This window comes from Gorillibacterium sp. CAU 1737 (genome assembly GCF_039888655.1).
Taxonomy (GTDB): Bacteria; Bacillota; Bacilli; order Paenibacillales; family NBRC-103111; genus Gorillibacterium.
Map to the genome: position 1 here is coordinate 416,926 of NZ_JBDQQO010000002.1, position 21,458 is coordinate 438,383.

The 21,458-nt window shown below is 54.5% G+C and carries 21 protein-coding genes; all 21 read right to left on the reverse strand.

Annotated elements, in window-relative coordinates; translation table 11 throughout:
* Nucleotides 1–78: 78 nt before the first annotated feature.
* The gene (locus AAFN83_RS06380) at nt 79–4,410 is read right to left on the reverse strand and encodes a PolC-type DNA polymerase III (RefSeq protein ID WP_347767969.1); all 4,332 of its coding nucleotides are present in this window, start codon (nt 4,408–4,410) and stop codon (nt 79–81) included.
* 135 nt (nt 4,411–4,545) lie between these two features.
* A complete protein-coding gene (locus AAFN83_RS06385; RefSeq protein ID WP_347767970.1) occupies nt 4,546–5,532 on the reverse strand; it encodes a helix-turn-helix domain-containing protein in 987 nt (328 codons plus the stop codon).
* 85 nt (nt 5,533–5,617) lie between these two features.
* Nucleotides 5,618–6,556, reverse strand: coding sequence for a helix-turn-helix domain-containing protein (locus tag AAFN83_RS06390; RefSeq protein ID WP_347767972.1), 939 nt, complete (start codon nt 6,554–6,556; stop codon nt 5,618–5,620).
* Nucleotides 6,557–6,761: 205 nt separating this feature from the next.
* A complete protein-coding gene (gene proS, locus AAFN83_RS06395; protein WP_347767973.1) occupies nt 6,762–8,216 on the reverse strand; it encodes a proline--tRNA ligase in 1,455 nt (484 codons plus the stop codon).
* A gap of 90 nt (nt 8,217–8,306) precedes the next feature.
* Nucleotides 8,307–9,563: an RIP metalloprotease RseP gene (gene rseP / locus AAFN83_RS06400; protein WP_347767975.1), complete on the reverse strand. Its 1,257-nt coding sequence runs from the start codon at nt 9,561–9,563 to the stop codon at nt 8,307–8,309.
* A gap of 227 nt (nt 9,564–9,790) precedes the next feature.
* Nucleotides 9,791–10,942, reverse strand: coding sequence for a 1-deoxy-D-xylulose-5-phosphate reductoisomerase (locus tag AAFN83_RS06405; protein WP_347767977.1), 1,152 nt, complete (start codon nt 10,940–10,942; stop codon nt 9,791–9,793).
* Nucleotides 10,943–10,952: 10 nt separating this feature from the next.
* Nucleotides 10,953–11,768 carry a phosphatidate cytidylyltransferase gene (locus tag AAFN83_RS06410; RefSeq protein WP_347767978.1) on the reverse strand — a complete coding sequence of 272 codons (816 nt, stop codon included), beginning with the start codon at nt 11,766–11,768 and terminating at the stop codon, nt 10,953–10,955.
* 20 nt (nt 11,769–11,788) lie between these two features.
* Nucleotides 11,789–12,550, reverse strand: a complete 762-nt coding sequence (locus AAFN83_RS06415) for an isoprenyl transferase (protein ID WP_347767979.1) — start codon at nt 12,548–12,550, stop codon at nt 11,789–11,791.
* A 142-nt stretch (nt 12,551–12,692) separates the two neighbouring features.
* Nucleotides 12,693–13,250 carry a ribosome recycling factor gene (gene frr, locus AAFN83_RS06420; RefSeq protein WP_347767980.1) on the reverse strand — a complete coding sequence of 186 codons (558 nt, stop codon included), beginning with the start codon at nt 13,248–13,250 and terminating at the stop codon, nt 12,693–12,695.
* Nucleotides 13,250–13,978: a UMP kinase gene (gene pyrH / locus AAFN83_RS06425; protein ID WP_347767981.1), complete on the reverse strand. Its 729-nt coding sequence runs from the start codon at nt 13,976–13,978 to the stop codon at nt 13,250–13,252. Before pyrH ends, frr begins: the two co-directional genes overlap by 1 nt.
* A gap of 91 nt (nt 13,979–14,069) precedes the next feature.
* Complete coding sequence (gene tsf / locus AAFN83_RS06430) at nt 14,070–14,720, reverse strand: translation elongation factor Ts (protein ID WP_347767982.1); 651 nt, start codon at nt 14,718–14,720, stop codon at nt 14,070–14,072.
* Between the two features lie 107 nt (nt 14,721–14,827).
* A complete protein-coding gene (gene rpsB / locus AAFN83_RS06435; RefSeq protein WP_347767983.1) occupies nt 14,828–15,526 on the reverse strand; it encodes a 30S ribosomal protein S2 in 699 nt (232 codons plus the stop codon).
* 237 nt (nt 15,527–15,763) lie between these two features.
* Nucleotides 15,764–16,252, reverse strand: coding sequence for a hypothetical protein (locus AAFN83_RS06440; RefSeq protein ID WP_347767985.1), 489 nt, complete (start codon nt 16,250–16,252; stop codon nt 15,764–15,766).
* The gene (locus AAFN83_RS06445) at nt 16,245–16,811 is read right to left on the reverse strand and encodes an LOB domain-containing protein (protein ID WP_347767986.1); all 567 of its coding nucleotides are present in this window, start codon (nt 16,809–16,811) and stop codon (nt 16,245–16,247) included. The genes AAFN83_RS06440 and AAFN83_RS06445 overlap by 8 nt, the downstream gene beginning before the upstream one ends.
* Nucleotides 16,812–16,848: 37 nt before the next feature.
* Nucleotides 16,849–17,166 carry a hypothetical protein gene (locus AAFN83_RS06450; protein ID WP_347767988.1) on the reverse strand — a complete coding sequence of 106 codons (318 nt, stop codon included), beginning with the start codon at nt 17,164–17,166 and terminating at the stop codon, nt 16,849–16,851.
* A 33-nt stretch (nt 17,167–17,199) separates the two neighbouring features.
* Nucleotides 17,200–18,609 (reverse strand): DUF342 domain-containing protein, encoded by a 1,410-nt coding sequence (locus AAFN83_RS06455; protein ID WP_347767989.1) that lies wholly within the window; start codon nt 18,607–18,609, stop codon nt 17,200–17,202.
* Nucleotides 18,610–18,647: 38 nt separating this feature from the next.
* Nucleotides 18,648–19,439, reverse strand: a complete 792-nt coding sequence (locus AAFN83_RS06460) for a FliA/WhiG family RNA polymerase sigma factor (RefSeq protein WP_347767990.1) — start codon at nt 19,437–19,439, stop codon at nt 18,648–18,650.
* A gap of 11 nt (nt 19,440–19,450) precedes the next feature.
* Nucleotides 19,451–19,870, reverse strand: coding sequence for a hypothetical protein (locus AAFN83_RS06465; RefSeq protein ID WP_347767992.1), 420 nt, complete (start codon nt 19,868–19,870; stop codon nt 19,451–19,453).
* 3 nt (nt 19,871–19,873) lie between these two features.
* Nucleotides 19,874–20,368 (reverse strand): chemotaxis protein CheD, encoded by a 495-nt coding sequence (locus AAFN83_RS06470; protein ID WP_347767993.1) that lies wholly within the window; start codon nt 20,366–20,368, stop codon nt 19,874–19,876.
* Nucleotides 20,365–20,982, reverse strand: a complete 618-nt coding sequence (locus AAFN83_RS06475) for a chemotaxis protein CheC (RefSeq protein ID WP_347767994.1) — start codon at nt 20,980–20,982, stop codon at nt 20,365–20,367. Before AAFN83_RS06475 ends, AAFN83_RS06470 begins: the two co-directional genes overlap by 4 nt.
* Nucleotides 20,983–20,985: 3 nt before the next feature.
* On the reverse strand, nt 20,986–21,447 hold the full coding sequence (locus AAFN83_RS06480; RefSeq protein WP_347767996.1) for a chemotaxis protein CheW: 462 nt from the start codon (nt 21,445–21,447) through the stop codon (nt 20,986–20,988).
* Between the last annotated feature and the right edge of the window lie 11 nt (nt 21,448–21,458).

Here is a 21,458-nt window from a genome sequence, read left to right on the forward strand (position 1 = left end):
TACATTTCCCCCGGAGAAATTGGTTGTAGCCAAAGTGTATCCCTTCCGGGTTAATGCGTTCGCGAACCCGTTGCAGCTTTAGAAAAGAGAAAGCTGATTCGACTCCGGAAGCCCGCGGAAGCAGCCCAAGGTCGTGAGGAGTTCAATGACGGTCTTCGATGCTTTGGCCCGACGCTGGAAGTCTTCTACGGAAAGGAAGTCTCCTTCTTCCTTCGCAGCAGCAATCTGCTTGGCGGCGTTTTCCCCGATGCCCGCAATCGCGGAGAATGGAGGAATCAAGGAATCACCGTCGACCAGGAACTTCGTCGCGTGCGAGCGATAGAGGTCGAGCGGCTTGAACTTGAACCCGCGCGCCGTCATTTCGAGGCCCATTTCCAGAACCGGACACATCGCCTTTTCCTTCGGAACGGCTTGGAAGCCTTTGTTTTCGATCTCAATCAGCTTCTTCAGGATCGCATCATAGCCTTGGCAGAACAGCTCGATATCGAAGTCCTCCGCCCGAACGGAGTAATAGGTCGCATAGTAAGCAATGGGATGATACAGCTTGTAATAGGCTGTACGAACGGCAGAGATGACGTACGCCGAAGCATGCGCCTTCGGGAACATGTACTTGATGCGTTCGCAGGAATCGATGTACCAGGCCGGAACGTTGCATTTGCGCATTTCGTCTTTCCATTCCTCGCTGAGTCCTTTACCCTTCCGAACGCTTTCCGTGATTTTGAATGCAAGCCCTGCATCCATACCGGCTTTGTAGATCAAATAAAGCATGATGTCATCTCGGCAGCCGATAACCGTCTTGATCGTACAGACGCCCCGACGGATAAGCTCCTGCGCATTGCCAAGCCAAACACCCGTTCCGTGCGACAGCCCGGAGATCTGCAGCAAGTCGGCAAAGGTGGTCGGATGCGTCTCCTGCAGCATCTGACGAACAAAGCCAGTTCCCATCTCGGGCACCCCGTAGGTAGCGACAGGCGTTCGAATTTGCTCGGGCTTAACCCCGAGCGCCTCGGTCGAGCTGAAGAGGCTCATGACTTTGGGGTCGTTCATCGGGATCGTCGTCGGGTCGACTCCGGTCAAGTCCTGAAGCATCCGCATCATCGTCGGATCATCGTGCCCGAGAATATCGAGCTTGAGCAGGTTCTCTTCGAAGGAGTGGTAATCGAAGTGCGTCGTCATCCAGTCCGCGCTCGTGTCGTCAGCCGGATATTGCACCGGGGTGACATCCTCGACATCGATGTAGTCCGGCACCACGACAATACCGCCGGGGTGCTGGCCGGTACTGCGGCGCACGCCGGTACAGCCCATGGCGAGCCGTTCCACTTCAGCTTTGCGCCACGATTTGCCCATATGCTCTTCGTATTTCTTGGTATAGCCAAAGGCGGTTTTCTCGGCAACGGTACCGATGGTGCCCGCACGGAAGACGTTTTTCTCCCCGAACATGATCTTCGTGAAGTTGTGTGCCACCGGCTGATATTCCCCGGAGAAATTCAAGTCGATATCAGGCACCTTGTCTCCCTTGAATCCGAGGAACGTTTCGAACGGAATATCTTGCCCTTCCCCGCGCAGCTTCTCCCCGCAGGTGGGGCAGCTCTTATCGGGAAGATCGAATCCGGATGGCACGCTGCCGTCTGTGAAGAATTCACTGTGTTTGCAGGACGGACACACGTAGTGCGGCGGAAGCGGGTTCACTTCCGAGATGCCGAGCATGGTTGCGACAAAGGACGAGCCGACCGATCCCCGCGAGCCGACCAGGTACCCGTCGGCATTCGACTTCTTGACGAGCCGTTCGGAGATGAGGTAGTTCGCCGCGAAACCGTAGCCGATGATCGGCTTCAGTTCCTTCTCAAGCCGAGCCGTGACAATCTCGGGAATCGGCTCCCCATAGAGGGCTCGTGCTGTCGAATAGCACGTATCGCGAATCTCTTCCTCGGCCCCTTCGATGATCGGGGAAAACAGGCCGTTGTCGGTTGGCCCCCCCTTGCGTGGAAACAGGCTGATCTCTTCGAACTCGTCGGCAAGGCGATCCGTCGCTTCTACAACAACTTCCCGCGCCTTTTCCGCTCCAAGGAAAGCAAACTCCTCCAGCATTTCGTCAGTGGTACGGAAATGCGCATCCGGCTTGCGCTGATCCTTGAGCGGACTGAAGCCGGTAATCCCGTTAATGGTAATGTCCCGGCATATCTTATCGCGGGGGTCCAAGTAGTGAACATTTCCGGTTGCAATGACAGGCTTGCCCTGCTTATAGCCGATCTCGCAGATCGTGCGGACGGCCTTTTCCAAATCGAGCTTGCTGCCGACGAGTCCCTTATCCACAAGGTGGAGGTACATCTCGATCGGCTGGATTTCCAGCACATCGTAGAACTCGGCTACACGCTCCGCTTCATCGCGCGATTTATTCAACACAGTTTCGAAGAGCTCGCCCTTCTCACAGCCGGAGATAATCATGAGCCCCTCGCGGTACTCCTTCAAACGGGTGCGCGGGATCGTCGGAACCCGGTTAAAGTGCTCGGTATGCGACAGCGAGATGAGCTTGTACAGGTTTTTCTTGCCCGCCTGAGTGCGCGCATAAATGTTGCAGTGGAAGGGCCGCTGGTTGGACAGGTCCTTGCCGACATTGTCATTGAGAGCGGACAGACGCGTGAATCCACGCTCCTGTACCGCATCCTTCAGCATGCCGTGCAGAATGCCGCCAAGCGCCTCCGCATCGTCGATGGCTCGGTGATGGTTTTCCAGGCTGATCTTGAACTTCGCAGACAAGGTGTTCAGCCGGTGGTTCTTCATGTCCGGGTACAGAAAGCGGGCCAACTCCAATGTATCGAGGACGGGGTTGGGCAGTGTCGGTAAACCGAGCTGCTTAAGATTTAGTTGAATGAAGCCCATGTCGAAGGTAGCATTGTGCGCCACGATGACGCTGTCTCCCACAAACTCAACAAACTTCGGAAGTATCTCAACGAGCTCCGGAGCTCCCTGCACCATTTCGTTGGTGATGTTGGTGAGCTGCGTAATGTTGTACGGAATGTTCTCATGCGGATCGATAAAGGTCGAGAATCGATCGATGACCTGGTCACCGCGCATTTTGACTCCGGCGATTTCAATGATCTTGTTGTTCACCACGGACAGCCCCGTGGTTTCGATATCAAATACGATATAGTCTGTCTCGGTGAGGGAGCGATCATCGGGCTGCATGACGATCGGAACCGAGTCGTTCACAACATTGGCTTCGACTCCATAAATCACCTTGATGCCGTGCTTCTTCGCCGCCTTGCCAGCTTCCGGGTAGGCTTGAACGGTACTGTGGTCGGTCACCGCTATCGCTTTCATTCCCCATTTGGCCGCGGTCTTGATGTATTCATCTATCGGGGTAATGCCATCCATCGTACTCATGGCCGTGTGAAGGTGGAACTCGACGCGCTTCTTCGATGCTTCATCCTTACGCGCCGGGGGTGCGCTTACTTCGCACAAATCCGACGGGATGAACATCAATTCCGGCGGTTGGCTGAACGTATCGTATTCCACCTTCCCTCGAGTGCGAATCCACTTGCCGTTCGCGAGCAGCCCGTAAATCTTCGCATCATCCTTGTTGCGGGCGAACGCTTTGACCATGATCGAATCGGTAAAGTCCGTCAGGTTGAACATAAACAGCGTGTTCCCGTTCTTCAGCTCGCGGGAATCAAGATTAAACACCATCCCTTGAATCGTAATCTTCTTCTCGACATCCTGGATGGTTTGAATCGGCACCGGGGTATCCCGGATCTCATAGCCGAGCATAAGCTTGATTTCCGCTTCTGCCTGCTTCCCGCTCTCGTTTTCCTTTTCGATGGAGGTGAAGATTTCCTGCACGACGCTGTTGCCTTCTTCTTCAATCTGCTTGGCGAACTGCTCCAGCTCCTGCTCCCGGTTTTCGGACATAACAAGCGTGACCTGGCACTCCTGGCCGAAAAAATCGCGGAAAAAGCGAATGATAAGCTGGTCCAGCTGCTTTTTGCGAGCGAGGTCCAACCCGATGCGATCAAGAAGGTGCAGCGTAATGCGCGAGCCTGCCGCTTCCATCTTCGCCTTGGTCAACCAGCCGTTGATGGACACTTCTTCCCTCTGCACCCATTCAATCAGCATGCTCCAGTACTCTTCCACCAATTGCTCGGTCGGGCAACTTTCTCCATATCTTATAATGAAACGAACCTTGGCGATCGGCTGAATCTTCTCCTGGATCATGCGGCAAAAGGAACGGTAAACGTCCGCCGGAACCAATCGCTCCTTCATCAGATGGATGGTCCAGGCCTTGTTCCCTTCGTTCACCTCGACCTGCTCGATATAGCCGTCGGCGAAATAAGACGCCACCACGTCCTGCGGAACTTCGGCAAACTGCATCAGCTGCTCGAAGCGGGTTCTCTTGTCCGCCAAACTGCTCAATCGGATCACCTCTGCTTTGCTTATCGTTCGAACAAAGAAAGAGCAAAGGAACGGACCCGTTCACGCCGGTCCATCCCCGTGCTCTTTCTATTGTAGCGGATTGACTCCCTTTCTACCACTTGAAAAAAGAAGATTCTATTTGGAAGCTTGGTTGAAAATCGGGTAAGCTTGGGATCGCAAAGTTAGCGGCGCTGCCAACTCGGCCAGCGTTCTTTGGCTCAAGAAAGGAGCAAGACCAGCCAAATGAACATAGTCTCCGTTCGCCATCGCCAGTTCTGCCAACTGGTCAAGCGCTTCCCGACTGAGAAAAGGCGCAAGGGCAACAAGTTCTTGACGGTAACCCTTTCTTACTGAATCAAGGGCCAATCGATCCAGAACTTCTCTGCTGACAAAGGGAGCGATCCCCTCCAAATGAACGAAACTTGCCCGCTCGGCAGCACTTTCCGCCAGCTGATCCATTACCGGCCGACTTACGAAGGGAGCGAGAGGAATCACATCCTTCGGATACCCGGTTTCCATCAGTCGTATCGCTAGCCCATCCAACACCCCACGGCTGATAAATGGAGCCAGAGCATGAAGCTGCCGTAGCCTTTCTGTTTGGCCAACCGCTGATTCTGCCAGCCGGTCCAATACGGATCGGCTGACAAAGGGGGCGATCCCCACCAGCCCGTCATAATCTCCCTCTGCAGCCGCTTGTTCTACAAGCGGATCAAGGATTTCACGACCGAGGAACGGAGCGAGCGGCACCAGGTCAGACAATCGCTGAGGAACTCCCATCCGATCCACAACTTCCTGCGTCTGTGCAGGCTTCAAGATCGGTGCGAGCTCTGCCACTTCCTCCACCCCGATCTCATGGGCCGACAGGTACGTCTCTACCTTGTTTTCCAGTACACTTTGAAGCAGGCCAGAGGACGGGTCGTTTCCTAACAACGCATCCACGCTCACTCCGAACAGCTCTGCAAGCTCCGGCAGCTTGGAGATATCCGGCATCGAAGTTCCTCTTTCCCAATTGCTCACGGCTTGATAGCTGATCCCCAGCCGATCCGCCAGTTCCATTTGGGTCATGTCCGCTTTTTTGCGCATTTCATTGATCGTCTGCCCCACTCGTCTCATATCAAACATCTCATCTCATCCTTTCCATGGGAATGGCTCCATCCTAGCGGGCAAGTCCCTGAAATGTCTATCAATCGTTCGTTGAGAGAATCGATTACTTCAAGCCGAAGATACTTCGCAAATGCTCGTCCAAAGCTCCTCTTGGCAGAAAGGGCAGGATCGGTTCGAGCGCTTCGATGCCGTGCTTTTCCATGGTATCCACTGCCAAGCGGACGAGAACGTCTTTGTCCAAAAACGGAAATAATTCCTCCAACTCCTCCAGGCCTTCCTTCTCGTAGGCAGCTTCCGCTATCATGGCCAACTGCTCTTTTCCGAGAAAAGGCAGCAGGTCCTCAATGTCGCTCAAGTCACCGGTTTTCAAAATCTGCAAAGCTCCCAGCAACAAAGCTTCCTTGCTGGTAAAAGGGGCTAGCTCCTCCAAATCCCCTTCTCTTCGAACTCCCTCCAGGAAGAGACGATCCACTGCGGCCCGATCCAGATACGGCAGGAGATCCTCCACATCCTCTCCTCTCTCCTGCATACCTATCGCAATAGTCCCGAGAACCTCTCGGCTCAGGTAAGGTGCTAATTCATCAATCCCGTCTGTGTTCCCTGCGGTTGCCGATGCAGCGGCCAACTGGTCCAAAGTTTCCCTGCTTAGATAAGGGGCAAGCTCGGCCAGATCCTCCAGGCTGGATTCCTTCATCAACCGTGCTGCCGCAAGCTCTGTCTGCCGAGGTTTTAAGATAGGCGCCAACTCCGCCACTTCTTCGTTGCTGACCGAATGGGTCTCCAGATAAGCCTCCATCCGATTTTCCAACGCGCTGTGCAGCAGCTCGGATTTCGGTGTTTCTCCGAGCAGAGCGTCTACACTTACACCGAGAATACCAGCCAAATCTGCCAGCTTGGAGATGTCGGGCATCGACTGCCCTCTCTCCCAATTGCTTACCGCTTGATAGCTGATCCCCAGCCGATCCGCCAATTCCATCTGAGTCATATTCGCCTTCTTGCGCAGCTCTCCGATGGCTTGTCCAACTTTCCCCATATCAAACATGGCGATTTCTCCCTTTCTCGTGGAATGTCCCCAGCATATAACCAATCTGCCGGGCAAGCTATCAAGCGTTCGTTGAGTGTTTCGAACCCTTGTTTTCTCGCGATTCTATCTCCACTCAAGCAACCGTTGAGTCCGCCAATAGGCGGTTGTCTATGAATATGCAAAAGAGCCGTGCTCCCAAAACGGGAACACGGCCTTCCTTGTCTTAATAAGCGCGTCCGAAAACAACGGTGTGCTTGGCAGCTTCTCCACAGCAGACACAGGTGGTCTTGGTGACCGCAGGCTCGAACGGAATGTTCCGGCTCGTTGCCCCTGTCTCTTCCTTGACCTGTTCTTCGCAGGCGTTGGAGCCGCACCAGCCGGCGTAAGCAAAGCCCTTCGTTTCTTCCAGGAAGCGATTCAGCTCGTCCATCGTGTCAACGGACGTGAAGTGTTCTTCCCGGAACTGCTTCGCCTTCTCGAACATATCTTGATGAACCTGCTCCAGCATCGCTTGGACTTCTGCGGTCAGGTTCTCTTGAGTGACAATCTTCTTTTCGCCCGTGACGCGGGAGACGATTACCGCTTGTCCGCTCTCCATGTCGCGCGGCCCGATCTCAATACGAAGCGGAATGCCTCGCATTTCGTATTCATTGAACTTCCAGCCGGGGCTTTGGTTCGTATCGTCGTCCACCTTGCTGCGAACACCCGCTTGGCGAAGAGCCTCGTTCAGCTCCTTCACGCGAGCCACGACCGGCTCTCTCAGCTTCGGCGGGCCAACCGGGATCATCACCACTTGGGTTGGAGCCACCTTCGGAGGCAACACGAGGCCTCGGTCATCGCCATGCACCATGATCAAAGCGCCGATCAGACGGGTGCTGACGCCCCATGAGGTCGTGTGACAGAAGGTGTGGGTGTTTTCGCGGTTCAGGTACTTGATATCAAAAGCAACGGCGAAGTTCGTTCCCAGGTAATGGGACGTTCCTGCTTGAACGGCTTTGCCGTCCTTCATCATCGCTTCGATGGAGTAGGTATCCACAGCACCGGCGAATTTCTCCGAAGGAGTTTTCTGGCCCATGATGACCGGAATGGCGAGAACTCCTTCCACGAATTCCCGATAAATCTCCAGCATCTGCATCGTTTCCCGGCGAGCATCCGCTTCGTCTTCATGAGCGGTATGCCCTTCCTGCCAGAGAAACTCGCTCGTGCGAAGGAACGGCTGCGTCCGCTTTTCCCAGCGAACCACGTTTGCCCATTGGTTGATGAGCATCGGAAGGTCACGATAGGAATTGATCCACTCGGAATACATATGCCCGATCATCGTCTCAGACGTCGGCCGAATGGCGAGGCGCTCTTCCAGCTTCTCGCCTCCGGCTTCGGTTACCCAGGGAAGCTCGGGGTTAAAGCCCTCTACGTGCTCCTTCTCTTTTTGGAAGAAGCTCTCGGGGATAAAGAGCGGGAAGTAGGCGTTGCGGTGACCGGTCTCCTTGAATCGAGCATCCAGGTGCTTCTGACAGAGCTCCCAGATTTCATAGCTGTCCGGCTTGAACACGATGCAGCCGCGAACCGGTGAATAGCTCATCAGGTCGGCCTTCTTGATGACATCGATGTACCAGCGGGAGAAATCCTCGCTCTGCGGGGTGATTTCTTTAACGAATTGCTTTTCTTTATCCTTCGACATGGTTACCTCCGACCAAGGTGAGGGCCTTCCTTATGGAGGAAGGCGCTCTACCAAGGATTTAAGATCTTTTATCAGATGAGCCGGACGTCGTTACCCTTGGAACAATCGCAGGATATCGTTGTACGTCACGGCAATCATGAGCAGCATCAGCATCGCAAAACCGATGAAATGCACGAGGCTCTCGCGGTTCGGATCGATCGGCTTGCCGCGCAGGGCTTCGACGATCAGGAATACGAGCCGGCTTCCATCAAGAGCCGGAATGGGCAACAGGTTGAAGATCGCAAGATACAGGCTGAGCAGAGCCGACCAACGCACCATCGGCGCAACGCCGGCGGATGCGATCTCAGCGGTAAACTTGACGGTTCCCACCGGTCCGGCCAGGTCGTCCATCTTGAAATCGCCGACGATCAGCTTCTTGAAGCTCATCAGAATCTGCTCGGTCATGAAGGTCATGTCTTTCCATGCCCCCGTGACCGCTTCCCCAAACTGGGTGCGGCGCGTTTCATAACCAAGGGCGGTTCCGATGCGAATCGTCTCGCCCATCTGCACCGGCGTGACTTCCTTCTGCAACTGCTCCCCGCCGCGGTTCACAATGAGGAGAACCGGCTTTCCTGGCGAGGCTTGAATCAGTTCGACCAATCGGTCCCCGTCGCGGCCAATGGCTTCGCCGTTCACGGACAGGATGACGTCGCCCTTCTTCAAATCGGCTTGGGCCGCAGGGCTTCCCGCTTCGATGGTTCCCAGCTTGATGTTGGTAGGGACACCGGCGGAAAAGGCATAGATCAGGAACAGGAGAAACGCGAGCAGCACGTTCATCACCGGCCCGGCCAGGATGGTCAGGAACCGCTGGAACACCGTCTTGCTGCCAAATTGCCGATCCTTGGGAGCAATCTGCGTCTCTTTGCCTTGGCTGATGATGTCAGCCTTCGGGTAAACAGGGAAGCGGTGGCTTTCCCCGTCAATCGACAGGACGAGGAATAAGCCGTCCTCCAGATCGAAATCCTCAATCTCTCCGACCAGGAGATTCGGCAGCCGTTCAAAGCGGTCGGTGTGAAGCTCGGTAACCTGGCCGTCCTTCAACCGAACACCGACGGTCTGCCCGGTCGCCACTTGCAGAATCTCGGGGTCTTCTCCTGCCATCCGCGCAAAACCGCCAATGGGAAGCAGTCGCAGCGTATAGCGAGTTTCCCCGCGTTTGTACGAAAAAATCTTGGGGCCAAAGCCGATTGCAAATTCTCTTACCAGAATGCCCGCACGCTTCGCAAAGTACAGATGTCCGAACTCATGCAAAGACACCAGAACGAAAAACATCAGCACAATCTGGAACGCAATTTGAATGGAATTCATGGGCTTCTGCCCTCCTTGCCGCAGACTTCTTCCGGCGCGTGCAGGCAGCACGCGGTTACGGATTCATTTCCTAAGAGTACCACGACTACCGAACACTAGACAAGTTAGCGCATGGGGTGAGCGCGAATGCTCTAACCGTATGCAGGCCAGGGCCGAGCTATGCCTCTTCCCTGCTGCGAGCAACGGCTCGCAAGGATCGTCTGTACCGTTGCTTCTGTGAAGCAGACTTACATCCGCTCTGCTACATCGTTCGCCATCTTCCGCGCTTCCGCATCAACAGCCAGTATTTCTTCGAGAGACGGATTCGCCACCCGCTTGTGCTTCTCGAGCGTCGAGGCAATCACATCCTCAATGCCGAGGAACGAGATTTCTCCGCGGAGAAAACGAGCGACAGCCACTTCATTCGCTGCATTGAAGGCCGTGGACAGCGATCCTCCGGCTCGTCCGCACTCGTAGGCGAAACGCAGACAGGGATAGCGTTCCTCGTCCATCTCGCGGAAGTGGAGCTTGCCAATCTGGGCAAGGTTCAGCGGCGTCGTGGGAGTCGGGAACCGCTCCGGGTACGTGAGCGCGTATTGAATCGGCACACGCATATCGGGATTCCCCAATTGCGCGATAACGCTGTTGTCTTGGAACTCGACCATGGAATGGATGATACTCTCAGGGTGCAGCAGCACCTCAATTTGATCATACTCCATATCAAACAGCCAGTGGGCTTCGATCACTTCAAGCCCTTTGTTCACCATGGTAGCCGAATCGATGGTAATCTTCGCTCCCATCGACCAGTTGGGGTGCTTCAAAGCCTCTTCTACCGTGACACCTCGGAGCTGCTCGCGGGTGCGATCCCGGAAGGAGCCGCCGGAGGCGGTAATGATCAGCTTCCGCACCGCTTGGCGAGGTTCTCCGTTCAAGCATTGGAAGATGGCGGAATGCTCGCTGTCGATGGGCATCAGTTGGATGCCTTGCTTCCGTGCAGCCTCGGTCACCAGATGTCCTGCGCTGACGAGCGTTTCTTTGTTCGCGAGTCCGATGTCCTTGCCTGCGCGGATAGCAGCAAGCGTCGGCTCCAGGCCCATGCTTCCGACTACGGAGGTAATCACGAGATCCGCATCGGTGCTTGCTGCCGTCTCCATCAACCCTTCTGCGCCGTAAAGGACTTTTACCGACGAATCCACGCGCAAGCGAAGCTTGTCAGCCGCTTCCTTGCTATGTACGGACACAAGTTTCGGACGAAACCGGCGAATCTGCTCTTCTAATCGCTCGACATTGTTCCCTGCTGCGAGGGCTTCCACCTGGTAGCGTTCGGGATCATGGGCCACTACATCGAGGGCTTGCGTTCCGATGGAGCCGGTTGAGCCGAGAATGGCAAGTTTTTTCATGACGATCACCTCACAAAAGTCCGATCAGGTGCAGGAACGGGAATACGATCAGCCAGCTGTCCGTGCGATCTAGGATCCCTCCGTGTCCCGGAAGCAAGGTTCCGGAGTCCTTCACCCCTTTGACGCGCTTGTAGGCGGATTGCATCAAGTCTCCAAGCGTTCCAACGATTGCGATCACTACACCTAAGGCAATCGCATGCCCCAGGGAAACGAGCTCCGGCTTGGCAAAATGAAACGAGATGGCCACGACCACTGCGAGCAGAATACCTCCGACCGCCCCTTCAACTGTCTTGTTGGGGCTGATGGCCGGCCACAGCTTGGTGAGCGTCCACAGTTTGGCTTTGCCGATCAGACTACCGGTGAAATAAGCTCCGGCATCCGAAGCCCAGATGGCGAGAAAAACAAAAAGCGTCCAGAAGAGGCCATGCTCTCCCTCCACTCGGGTTTCCATCATATAGAAGAAACCGATGCCCAAGTAGATCGTGCCCAAAAAGAGATAGGCCGCTTGATCGATGGTTGTTTTGTTCTTGGAGAAAACGGTCACAGCCAAGAGAGCAAAGAGCAGGAACCAAACCAATCTCTCCTGGGTCACGACTTCGGTCCACTTGCTCCCGAGATCAAATGAAGGAGCGAGAACTAACACCAAGCCGGCATATCCGCAAAGGGCTGCCGCACCAAAACGCTTCATTTTATTCATTCGAACCAATTCATCATAGCCAATGAGTGCCATAAGCGCGATGAGGGCGCTGTAAGCATAACCTCCCAGAAGGAGAAGACCGATGAACGCGGCGCCGGCCACGACACCGGTAATGATGCGCGTACGCATGAGTCATAGACTCCCTTCCGTCACTTTAAACCGCCGTAGCGGCGGGTTCGACGTTGGTATTCCCGAACCGCTTCTTCAAAGTCTTCCTTGCCGAAATCCGGCCAATACCGATTGGAGAACCAAAATTCGGTGTAGGCGGATTGCCACAGCATAAAGTTGCTCAACCGAATTTCTCCGCTTGTTCGGATCAGGAGATCGGGATCTGGTAAATCCGCCGTAAGCAGCTTCTTCGTGAACGTCTCCTCGTCCAGCTTGTCGAGATCGAGGGTTCCGGCCTCCGCTTCCCGTGCAACGGTTTTGACGGCCTCCAGAATTTCTCTTCGCGATCCATAGTTCAAAGCAAAATTAAGGATGAGGCCGGTATTGTGCCGGGTATCCGCCTCCGCTTGATCAAGGGCGGCCAAGGTATGCGCGGGCAAGCCTTCTCTCCACCCCGTCATGCGCACCTGAACGTTCTTCTCGATGAGCTCCTGAAGCTCAATGGCAAGAAACTCAGAGGGAAGCCTCATCAAGTAATCGACTTCCTCACGCGGACGAGTCCAGTTCTCAGTGGAAAAGGCATACATCGTCAAGGTCTTCACGCCCAGCTCATCCGCGGCAATGGTGATCCGTTTCACGGCCTTCATTCCGGCATGATGACCCGCCACGCGCGGCAGACCGCGCTGCTTGGCCCAGCGGCCGTTCCCGTCCATGATCACTGCCACATGCTGCGGAATGTTATCCCGATCCAGAGGCGAAAGCGCGTTCGCTTCGGGTTTTGACTTTTTCCATAACCAGGCCATAATAACCTCCAACGCAGGCCGCGTAAGAAGCAGCCGTCTTGTCTCCATTCAGAAAGAGGCGTTTTCTCACCCGGCTGGCCGGGACTCAAAAACGCCTCTTCGCTCACTATGAAACTGAATGGGGCACTGCCGCTTTCTGCTGTTACACTTCCATGATTTCTTTTTCTTTGGCGGCGAGGATTTTATCCACTTCGACGATGTAGCGATCCGTCAGCTTTTGGATATCATCCTGATGGCGGCGGGTTTCGTCTTCCGAAATCCCGTCCGTCTTTTCCAGCTTCTTGACTTCGTCGTTGGCATCACGGCGAATGTTCCGAACCGCCACCTTGGCATCTTCCCCGTATTTGCGGGTCATCTTCGCCAATTCGGCACGGCGTTCTTCCGTCAGCGCCGGAATGACGATCCGAATCACGGTTCCGTCATTCGAAGGATTCAGGCCGAGCTCTGACTTGAGGATCGCCTTCTCAATGGCTCCGATGACCGATTTGTCCCAAGGCTGAATCAGCAGGGTGCGGGAATCGGGGGTCGTGACTCCCGCCATTTGGTTCAGCGGGGTCATCGAACCGTAATACTCCACTTGAACTCGATCCAGGAGGGATGCGGAAGCGCGTCCGGCCCGGAGGCTGGCCATTTCCCGCTTGAGGGCGGCCATGGCCTTTTCCATGCGGTCTTCCGCGTTTTTCTTCACGGATGCTGGCATTACTCGACACTCCCTTTTACGATAGTTCCGATTTTCTCGCCCACTACCACACGCTTGATGTTGCCTTCTTCCGTGATGGAGAAGACGATCAGCGGGATGTTGTTGTCCATGCAGAGCGAGGATGCGGTGGTATCCATGACTCCGAGGTTGTTGCTGATGACCTCCAGATAAGTCAGGGATTCATACTTGATTGCCGTTTCGTCCTTAAATGGATCCGCAGAATAAACGCCGTCCACCTTGTTCTTGGCCATCAGGATGACTTCCGCTTCGATTTCAGCGGCGCGCAGAGCGGCCGTCGTATCGGTGGAGAAGTACGGATTCCCGGTACCAGCTGCAAAAATGACGACGCGGCCCTTTTCCAGATGGCGGATGGCCCGTCTGCGAATGTAAGGCTCGGCGATTTGCTGCATGGAGATGGAGGTTTGGACACGGGTAGGCACACCGGCGTTTTCAAGCGCATCCTGCAGGGCAAGGGAGTTCATGACCGTGGCGAGCATTCCCATGTAATCGGCAGTAGCTCGATCAATGCCTTTTTGGCTTCCGGCTATTCCGCGCCAGATGTTGCCGCCGCCGCATACAATGGCAACCTCAACGCCGAGCTCATGAACACTCTTGACTTGTTCTGCAATGGAAATGATGGTCTGGGAATCGATTCCGAACCCCTGTTGGCCAGCCAGCGCTTCTCCGCTGAGCTTCAGCACGATCCGTTTAAACTTGGGCTGTTCCAAACCTGGTTACCTCCAGTAAGTAAGATAAAAGCCGGATTCCATTTCAAAGGAAGGAACACGCAAGGCGCCCCTTCCCCTAGTAGAAATCGGATTACATTTTGGCTTGAGCCATAACTTCTTCCACGAAGTTGTCTTGCTTCTTCTCAAGGCCTTCGCCGAGCTCGTAACGAGCAAAACGACGGATGGTGATGTTTTCGCCGATCGTGCTGATCTTTTCGTTCAGCAGTTGAGCGACGGTCTTGTCCGGGTCCTTGATGAAGGATTGTTCCATCAGGCAGAATTCTTCGTAGAATTTGCCGATGCGGCCTTCCACCATCTTGTCGACGATCTTCTCCGGCTTGCCTTCGTTCAGAGCTTGTGCGCGAAGGATTTCGCGTTCCTTTTCGATGTCCTCGCTCGGAACTTCTTCACGGCGAACATAGCGCGGGCTGGTAGCCGAGATTTGCATAGCGATGTCTTTGACCAGTGCTTGGAAAGCATCCGTCTTTGCAACGAAGTCAGTTTCGCAGTTCACTTCGACGAGAACGCCGATGCGGCCGCCGGCATGGATGTAGGAGCCAACAGCACCTTCAGTAGCGATGCGGCCTGCTTTGTTAGCAGCAGCGGCAAGGCCTTTTTCGCGAAGGATTTCAGAAGCCTTCGTGATGTCGCCATTTGCTTCTTCCAATGCTTTTTTACAATCGAGCATACCTGCTCCGGTTTTCTCGCGCAATTCTTTCACTTGTGCAGCAGTAACAGCCATGGGTGAAACCTCCTGTATATGTGGGGGAATGGGGTGATTCAATTTCGATATAAAGAAAGGGTGGGCGTCGGTTCTTAGACCTTCAACCCACCCCGCTATTTCAAGATTTAAGCTGTCGTTTGTTCGCCTTGGTGCGCTTCAACAACGGCGTCTGCTACCTTGGAGGTGAGCAGCTTAACGGCGCGGATTGCGTCGTCGTTACCCGGAATCACATAATCGATTTCATCCGGATCGCAGTTGGTGTCGACAATCCCGACAATCGGGATACCCAGCTTGCGGGCTTCGGCAACCGCAATGCGTTCTTTGCGCGGGTCGATAATGAAGAGTGCGCTCGGCAGGTTCTTCATGTTCTTGATGCCGCCCAGGAACTTGTCAAGACGCTCTTTCTCTTTGCGGAGAAGGATAACTTCTTTCTTCGGAAGAAGTTCGAACGTGCCGTCCTCTTCCCACTTTTCAAGCTCGTGCAGGCGGGAAATCCGCTTTTGGATCGTTTGGAAGTTGGTCAGCGTACCGCCGAGCCAACGTTGGTTGATGTAGTGCATTCCGCAACGCTCAGCTTCTTCCTTAACGGAATCTTGAGCTTGCTTCTTGGTTCCGACGAAGAGGAACGTGCCTCCATCAGCCGCAACACTCTTAACAAAGTTGTACGCTTCCTCTACTTTCTTGACCGTCTTTTGCAGGTCAATAATGTAGATTCCGTTTCTTTCAGTGAAGATGTATTTGTCCATTTTCGGGTTCCAACGACGGGTTTGGTGACCGAAGTGTACCCCAGCTTCCAGAAGCTGTTTCATGGAAATAACTGCCATCTCCACACCTCCTCAATATGGTTTATTTTGTCCTCCGCCTTTCTCATTTTCGTCCGGGACTGCCGACTGGCAGCACCTCCGTCCGAATTAAAAGGCGTGTGTGTTCTTGACACCGCTAATTACTATACCACAGAAGGTTTTCCCAATGCAACTATTCTTCGACGGATTTCTCACGAGTCCGAAGCGCGTTGGTAACGAGCTTGACATAAAAAACAGCGGCCGCTGAAGGCTCCTCCCTTAGCGGTTGGCGCCAGTCAGTTCGGCCACTACTTGGTCGATGTCACTATTCAATTCGAACGAGTACAGGCCCGCGACCAGCTTCTTCGTCAATCCCTGCTTGCGCAGCTTTTCTTGGAACACATAGCGATCCTGAACAACCCCCGCTTGGTACAAATACTCGACGACGGCGGTTGAATTCATTCCGCTATAAACATAGAGGAAGCGTTTGGTCGGAACGAGGGCAGGAGTCGAGGTTGCCGGAGCAGGCGTAGGGGTCTGCTTCCATTTTTCAAAGTCGTCCTTCGAGATCACAACCTTCCCCTTCTCCTCCGCAGCCTTGGTCAGCTCTTCCTCCGTCCAAACAACAGGAGCTGGCGCCGAACTCGGCGATGCGGACGGCTGGAGAGAAGGTGAAGCAGCTTCTCCGATATGACTGAGCTGTACCAGGATTGCGCCGATCATGATCCCGGTGCCGAGCCCAAAGAGGAACCTTCGGTTTCTAGCCATGATGCTCTTCCTCCTGCTTCGCGAGCTGCAGGATGAGCGCAGCCTCTCCGGTCGTCAACCCAACCTGGCGTGCGATATCCTCCATGCTCCGGCCGGCTTCCTTCAACTCAAACAGCTCCGGGTACCGGGCACGAATCCCGTTAGCCGGGTAGATTCGTGCGGGTGCTTTGGTTTCTCGAAGCTCCGACGGAAGGGCCGATTCGACTGTCGCCTGGACGGAATCGTTTCGAACTCCCATGCGCTGCACTTCTTGAAGACTGGTCGATAAACCATCCGAGAAAAGCCGCTGCTCGTCCAGCTCTTCCTTTAATTCCTTAACTTGCTTCTCCAGGAGGACTGCCTTCGCCTCCCAGGCTTCGGATCGGAGAGCATCCTCTCGCTTCATGGCATTCATCGCTTCGAGAAGCTTCCGGTTCTCCTCCTCCATGCTGGCCACGACCAGGTCCATGGCATTCTCGATGTCAGCGGCCACCGGACTTGCCGGCTCGCGGTCCTTCTGAAACCATGAGAACAGGATGCAAAAAATTCCGATGATTACCACCACTACCCATGGCTGCAATGCATCCATCTCCTTGCTTCACTTGATTGATCGCCCATTAAAGCTTGATATCGAGTCGATGTCCCTTATAGGGATGGGGCGTCTCCGTTTGCTCGTTTTCCTGATCGGAAGCGGCTCGGCTCAAAAACCGGCCATGGCTTTCTTTCTTCTCCCGCTCGCCCGATTGACGGATGGTCCCCTCCTCCGCCTTGGAGGCTTCAGGACTGCGGCGGCGTTGAACTTCATCCTGCTTGAGCTGGCTGGAAGCCGCTGCAGATTGATCCAGAACCGGCTTTTCGCTAAGCTGCCTCTGGATGAGACTGACATCCGGCTGCTTGTGAACCGCTATCTGCATATCAATGGACTTGAAGCTCATCGCCGATCCCGCCTCTCTAAAGTGATCCTGCGGTTAAACGTGGGTTAGCAAGCCGATATCCCCATCGACAATACGGAATTTGCACCGCGAAACCGAGTCCTTGATGAATCGGGTGTACCGACCCATCACGATTTTGGCACCGCCATAGATGACCGAACCAATTTCGATTACAGCCGAATTAGACAGCTCCTGCATCGTCTCCAGCTCGAGCAGCCGTTCCTTCATTTCAATAATATCTTCCCCTGTCTTCCGACGGGTTTGATTCAGCTTGATGCGCATCGCCATCTTCTCAACGGACAATTGCCCGCTTGCCGCGAGCGGATCGAGCAGGGCCAGCGCTTGCTCGGTCTTCCGCAATGCCTCCGTGCTGTCCTTCAATTGGGCTCGAAGGGTGATGAGCTCATTTCGGCGCTCCGGAAGCACGCCGACTTCAATCACCGTAACCGTGGACAAGGAATTGCCGACGGTGCGAGCAACCACCTTTTCTCCCGCCTGAATGAGGCCGCCTACGATAAGCCCCTTCGCCCCTGTGCAGAGAACAGAACGGCCCGCGCGAACCGTGGAATGCATGATGCTCTGGTTGATGATGACGTCCTCTCCCGCTTCCACCCGGCCCTCCTGGATGAAGGAGCTGCGGATCGATTTACCGGCTTTGACCAGCCCTTTTGTTTGCCCGAGAATGCCTCCCGAGATCTCAATCGAGCCTTCCGCGTACAGCTCAGCGGCTTCGACTCCGCCGGTGATCCGGATATCGCCCGATGCCTTCACGCGGAAGCCGCTGCGAACATTCCCGCGAATGACAACCGATCCGACAAAATCGATGTTGCCGATGTTGTAGTCTACATCGCCGTTCACTTCGTAGATGGGGAATACGTTGATTTTATCGCCGTCTGTGCGGGTAATAACCCCGCTGATGGAAGCAAACAATGCGGTTTGCTCCGCATCGGTCATGACGTTCTTGCCTATCTTGAATCGGGCATCCTTCCCTCGTTTGAAGGCAATCGGCTCCCCTTTTACATTCGTTCCGGGTGTCCCGTCCTCAGGAGATACACGCTCCGCAATCTTTTCCCCTTGGCGGATGTTCAGAATCTGGGTCATCTCGCGATAATCGACGGTTCCGTTCTCCAGCATCTGAGGCTTCTTGTCCGTGCTGTTCAGATCGAAGAGAAAGCGGATGTAGCCGTCCTTGCCGTCTTTGGCAGGTACACCTGCTGCAACGGTGAGCAGCGCGCCTAGACAAGAGGAAGGCGACGAAACCAGCTTTTCGACCGCTTGCGGCTGAACGCCATAAACCACGTTATTTGCTCTTAGAAAGTCCAGAATCTCTGTCGTTGTGCAGCTGAAGCTATCATCGTATTGTTCCATGGTGAGCCATACGGTAAGTTTGTCGTCCGAGGTCTTTAGCTTCAGGTAGTGGTCGATCGGAAATCTTCTCGATCCCACACAATTTCCCCCCTAACGTGAACTAGGAATACGTTCCTTCAATCAGCCATCAACTGTCCTTTTAACCGGGTGAGGGAACCTCTCAGCCTCAAAATGGCTTTGGAATGAAGTTGGGAGATTCGAGACGGAGACAGGCTCATGACCTCCGCGATTTCACTCAAGGACAATTCTTCATAATAAAACAGGGAAACGACCGTCCGCTCTTTCTCCGTCAAGCGGTCAATCGCTTTGGACAGCGTCTCTTTTTGAAAAAACTCATGGACCTGATAGTCGGGATTGCGGGCTTTCTCGTCGATCAAGTAGGCGAGCTTGGATTCGTACTCGTCCTCCTTGACCGGCTCATCGATGGAAGTGATCGTCGATACGGCCACTTCCTGCAGCATATGATGAAACTCACTCTCTTTTATGCCAAGGAAGTCGCTGATCTCGCGATCGGAGACACTTCTCATGTATTGCTGCTCCAGCTTCTGGTAGGCCTCTTCAATGCGCTTGGCTTTCTCTCGAACCGACCTCGGCACCCAATCATTCTGCCGAAGCCCGTCAATCATAGCCCCGCGTATACGCCAGGAAGCATAGGTTTCGAATTGCAAGCCACGCTCGTAATCGAATTTCTCAATTGCATCGATCAGACCGAGAATGCCGGTACTGGTCAAATCTTCTTTGGAAACGGATTTAGGCAGCCCGACCGCTAGCCGACCGGCCGCATAGTCCACCAAAGGGAGATAGCTTTCGATCAGTTCCTTCTTCGCGCTCTCGTCTCCCTCTTCCTTCCACCGCTTCCATAGGGTTGCCCCGGATTTGAGAGATTTGTCGCTTTCCTTCACGGTCATGCTTCACCACCTTACTCCTCAGACATCGTTCGGAGTGCATCAGCAAATCGTTGAGCCTCCAAATCGGTTCGGGTTGTCAGCTTGGGCGGGTCGAGTGGTTCAAATGACGCGGGTTCGGATTCTGGCTTGGTTCCGCGAATCAGATCGTTTAATTCATCCGCCTCGTCCGGCGTGGTCAGGTCGAGTGCGCTCCCTCTCTCTTCTCCTTCAAGGGGAGGAGGAGTCGAAGGAAGAGACGGTTTGACCGCCGTGCCTCCCTCAAGAGCGCCAAGCGCCCACAGCACCACCGCTCCGATTGCGAACATAAGCACTCCGCTGAGCAATCCTCGGGTGAGCGAGGTGCTCAGGACATTTCGCGAAAAAGAAAGCAGAAACGTGAATACGAAACCGGCCAAAGCCAGCCCGAGCGGCAAACGAATGAATTTCTTCATCAGCTACAATTCCTTCGTACCCTGTTGGACGCTTGATATGAGAAGCAGTCCGGTCGACGAGTCGAATTCGATGGTCCGACCGTAACTGCCTCCCGTATCTTCCGCCATAAGGGGAATTCGGTATTGGTCCAGCATCAGCTTGCAGGATTCTACATTGCGCGGCCCGATTCTCATCGTGTCCTTGGTCGTGCTGAAGGCGAACATTTGCGCCCCGCCCGCCATCTTCGAAACCATTCGGCTCACGGAAGCCCCGAGCGCAACCATTCGCTCAATCATGAGGGGGATGGCGGTGTCCGCATATTTGGCTTGATTCAGCTGCCCTTCCTTCGCGATATCGGAGGAAGGGAGCATCACGTGAGCCATCCCGGCTATTTGGGTTCTTGGATCATACAGGGTGAGGCCCACACAAGATCCAAGGCCGGTTGTTTTCAAGATTCCTGGGGCGGGTGATACGTTTAAATCCGCCATCCCCACTTTGATCAACGTCCGTTCTATCATTCGGCAGCGACTCCCAATGCAGCAAATATCCGGTCAAAGGATTCTGGATCGGGAATCAAAAAGAAATGCCCTTCCACCTCATCGCCATTTTGCAGAAATTTGGTATCGATGAACAGGGCTTGGTCCCCCATTTCACCGAATTGAAGCAGGCCGTAGCTTAAGATGGCTCCCGCCATATCGACGGCTAATGACGGAACGGTCGGGTACATGCTGAGTTGAGTGAAGTCCGCCAAGGAAGACAGATAAGAGCCCGCTAGGATGTTGCCTATTTCATTTAAAGCCGACAGCTCCAGTTCGTTGAACTCTTCTCCGCTCGCTCCTTCGAGGCCGACAAGCTTCTTCAGAAGGCTGCGCGCTGATTCGATCGAGAGAATGAAGAACAAGTTGCCCGGCGTCTCTCCTTCCACTCGAAGAAAGATGGCGATCACGACGGTTTCGGAGCCTCCCACGCTTTCCGAAATCTCTTCGAAGGGCACGAAGCGGACGGTGGGGATGAGCATGTCGACCGGCTTGTTTAGCATCGTTGACAGCGCCGTAGCGGCGTGGCCGGCGCCGATGTTGCCGACTTCTCGGAGGACATCCAGATGGAAGTCGGCAAGAGATCCAAATGCCACAGGCTACTCCTCCAACTCTTCCAGTTGAATAAGTTCTCCCTTGTTCAGAACCTCCTTCAGGTTCAGGAGAATGAGCAAACGGTCTTCCCCTACACGCGCCACGCCGCGCAAGTACTTCGCCTTCACTCCGCCTACGATTTCCGGAGGATCGGAGATGGTATCGGTGTCTACATCGATGACATCGTCTGCAGAATCCACGATCATCCCGACCTTCAGGTCTTCAATCGCAATGATAATGATTCGGCTAGCATCCGTATAAGCCGTTTCTTCCAGATTGAAGCGTCCTCGCAGGTCCAGTACCGGAACGACGACTCCTCGAAGATTCATAACTCCCTTGATAAAGGGCGGGGTTTTGGGGACGCGGGTCAGATGCTGAATCCGTTCGATGGTCTCCACCTTTTCGACTTCGACCCCGTATTCCTCTGCACCCAGCTTGAAGACGATCACTTTGATTTCTTCACTCATTTGCGAACAAC

Coding starts and splice junctions, on each gene's coding strand:
- AAFN83_RS06385 (WP_347767970.1), bottom strand. CDS start 5,532: ATGTTTGATATGAGACGAGTGGGGCAGACGATCAATGAAATGCGCAAA.
- AAFN83_RS06390 (WP_347767972.1), bottom strand. CDS start 6,556: ATGTTTGATATGGGGAAAGTTGGACAAGCCATCGGAGAGCTGCGCAAG.
- proS (WP_347767973.1), bottom strand. CDS start 8,216: ATGTCGAAGGATAAAGAAAAGCAATTCGTTAAAGAAATCACCCCGCAG.
- rseP (WP_347767975.1), bottom strand. CDS start 9,563: ATGAATTCCATTCAAATTGCGTTCCAGATTGTGCTGATGTTTTTCGTT.
- AAFN83_RS06405 (WP_347767977.1), bottom strand. CDS start 10,942: ATGAAAAAACTTGCCATTCTCGGCTCAACCGGCTCCATCGGAACGCAA.
- AAFN83_RS06410 (WP_347767978.1), bottom strand. CDS start 11,768: ATGCGTACGCGCATCATTACCGGTGTCGTGGCCGGCGCCGCGTTCATC.
- AAFN83_RS06415 (WP_347767979.1), bottom strand. CDS start 12,550: ATGGCCTGGTTATGGAAAAAGTCAAAACCCGAAGCGAACGCGCTTTCG.
- frr (WP_347767980.1), bottom strand. CDS start 13,250: ATGCCAGCATCCGTGAAGAAAAACGCGGAAGACCGCATGGAAAAGGCC.
- tsf (WP_347767982.1), bottom strand. CDS start 14,720: ATGGCTGTTACTGCTGCACAAGTGAAAGAATTGCGCGAGAAAACCGGA.
- rpsB (WP_347767983.1), bottom strand. CDS start 15,526: ATGGCAGTTATTTCCATGAAACAGCTTCTGGAAGCTGGGGTACACTTC.
- AAFN83_RS06440 (WP_347767985.1), bottom strand. CDS start 16,252: ATGGCTAGAAACCGAAGGTTCCTCTTTGGGCTCGGCACCGGGATCATG.
- AAFN83_RS06450 (WP_347767988.1), bottom strand. CDS start 17,166: ATGAGCTTCAAGTCCATTGATATGCAGATAGCGGTTCACAAGCAGCCG.
- AAFN83_RS06460 (WP_347767990.1), bottom strand. CDS start 19,439: ATGACCGTGAAGGAAAGCGACAAATCTCTCAAATCCGGGGCAACCCTA.
- AAFN83_RS06465 (WP_347767992.1), bottom strand. CDS start 19,870: ATGAAGAAATTCATTCGTTTGCCGCTCGGGCTGGCTTTGGCCGGTTTC.
- AAFN83_RS06470 (WP_347767993.1), bottom strand. CDS start 20,368: ATGATAGAACGGACGTTGATCAAAGTGGGGATGGCGGATTTAAACGTA.
- AAFN83_RS06480 (WP_347767996.1), bottom strand. CDS start 21,447: ATGAGTGAAGAAATCAAAGTGATCGTCTTCAAGCTGGGTGCAGAGGAA.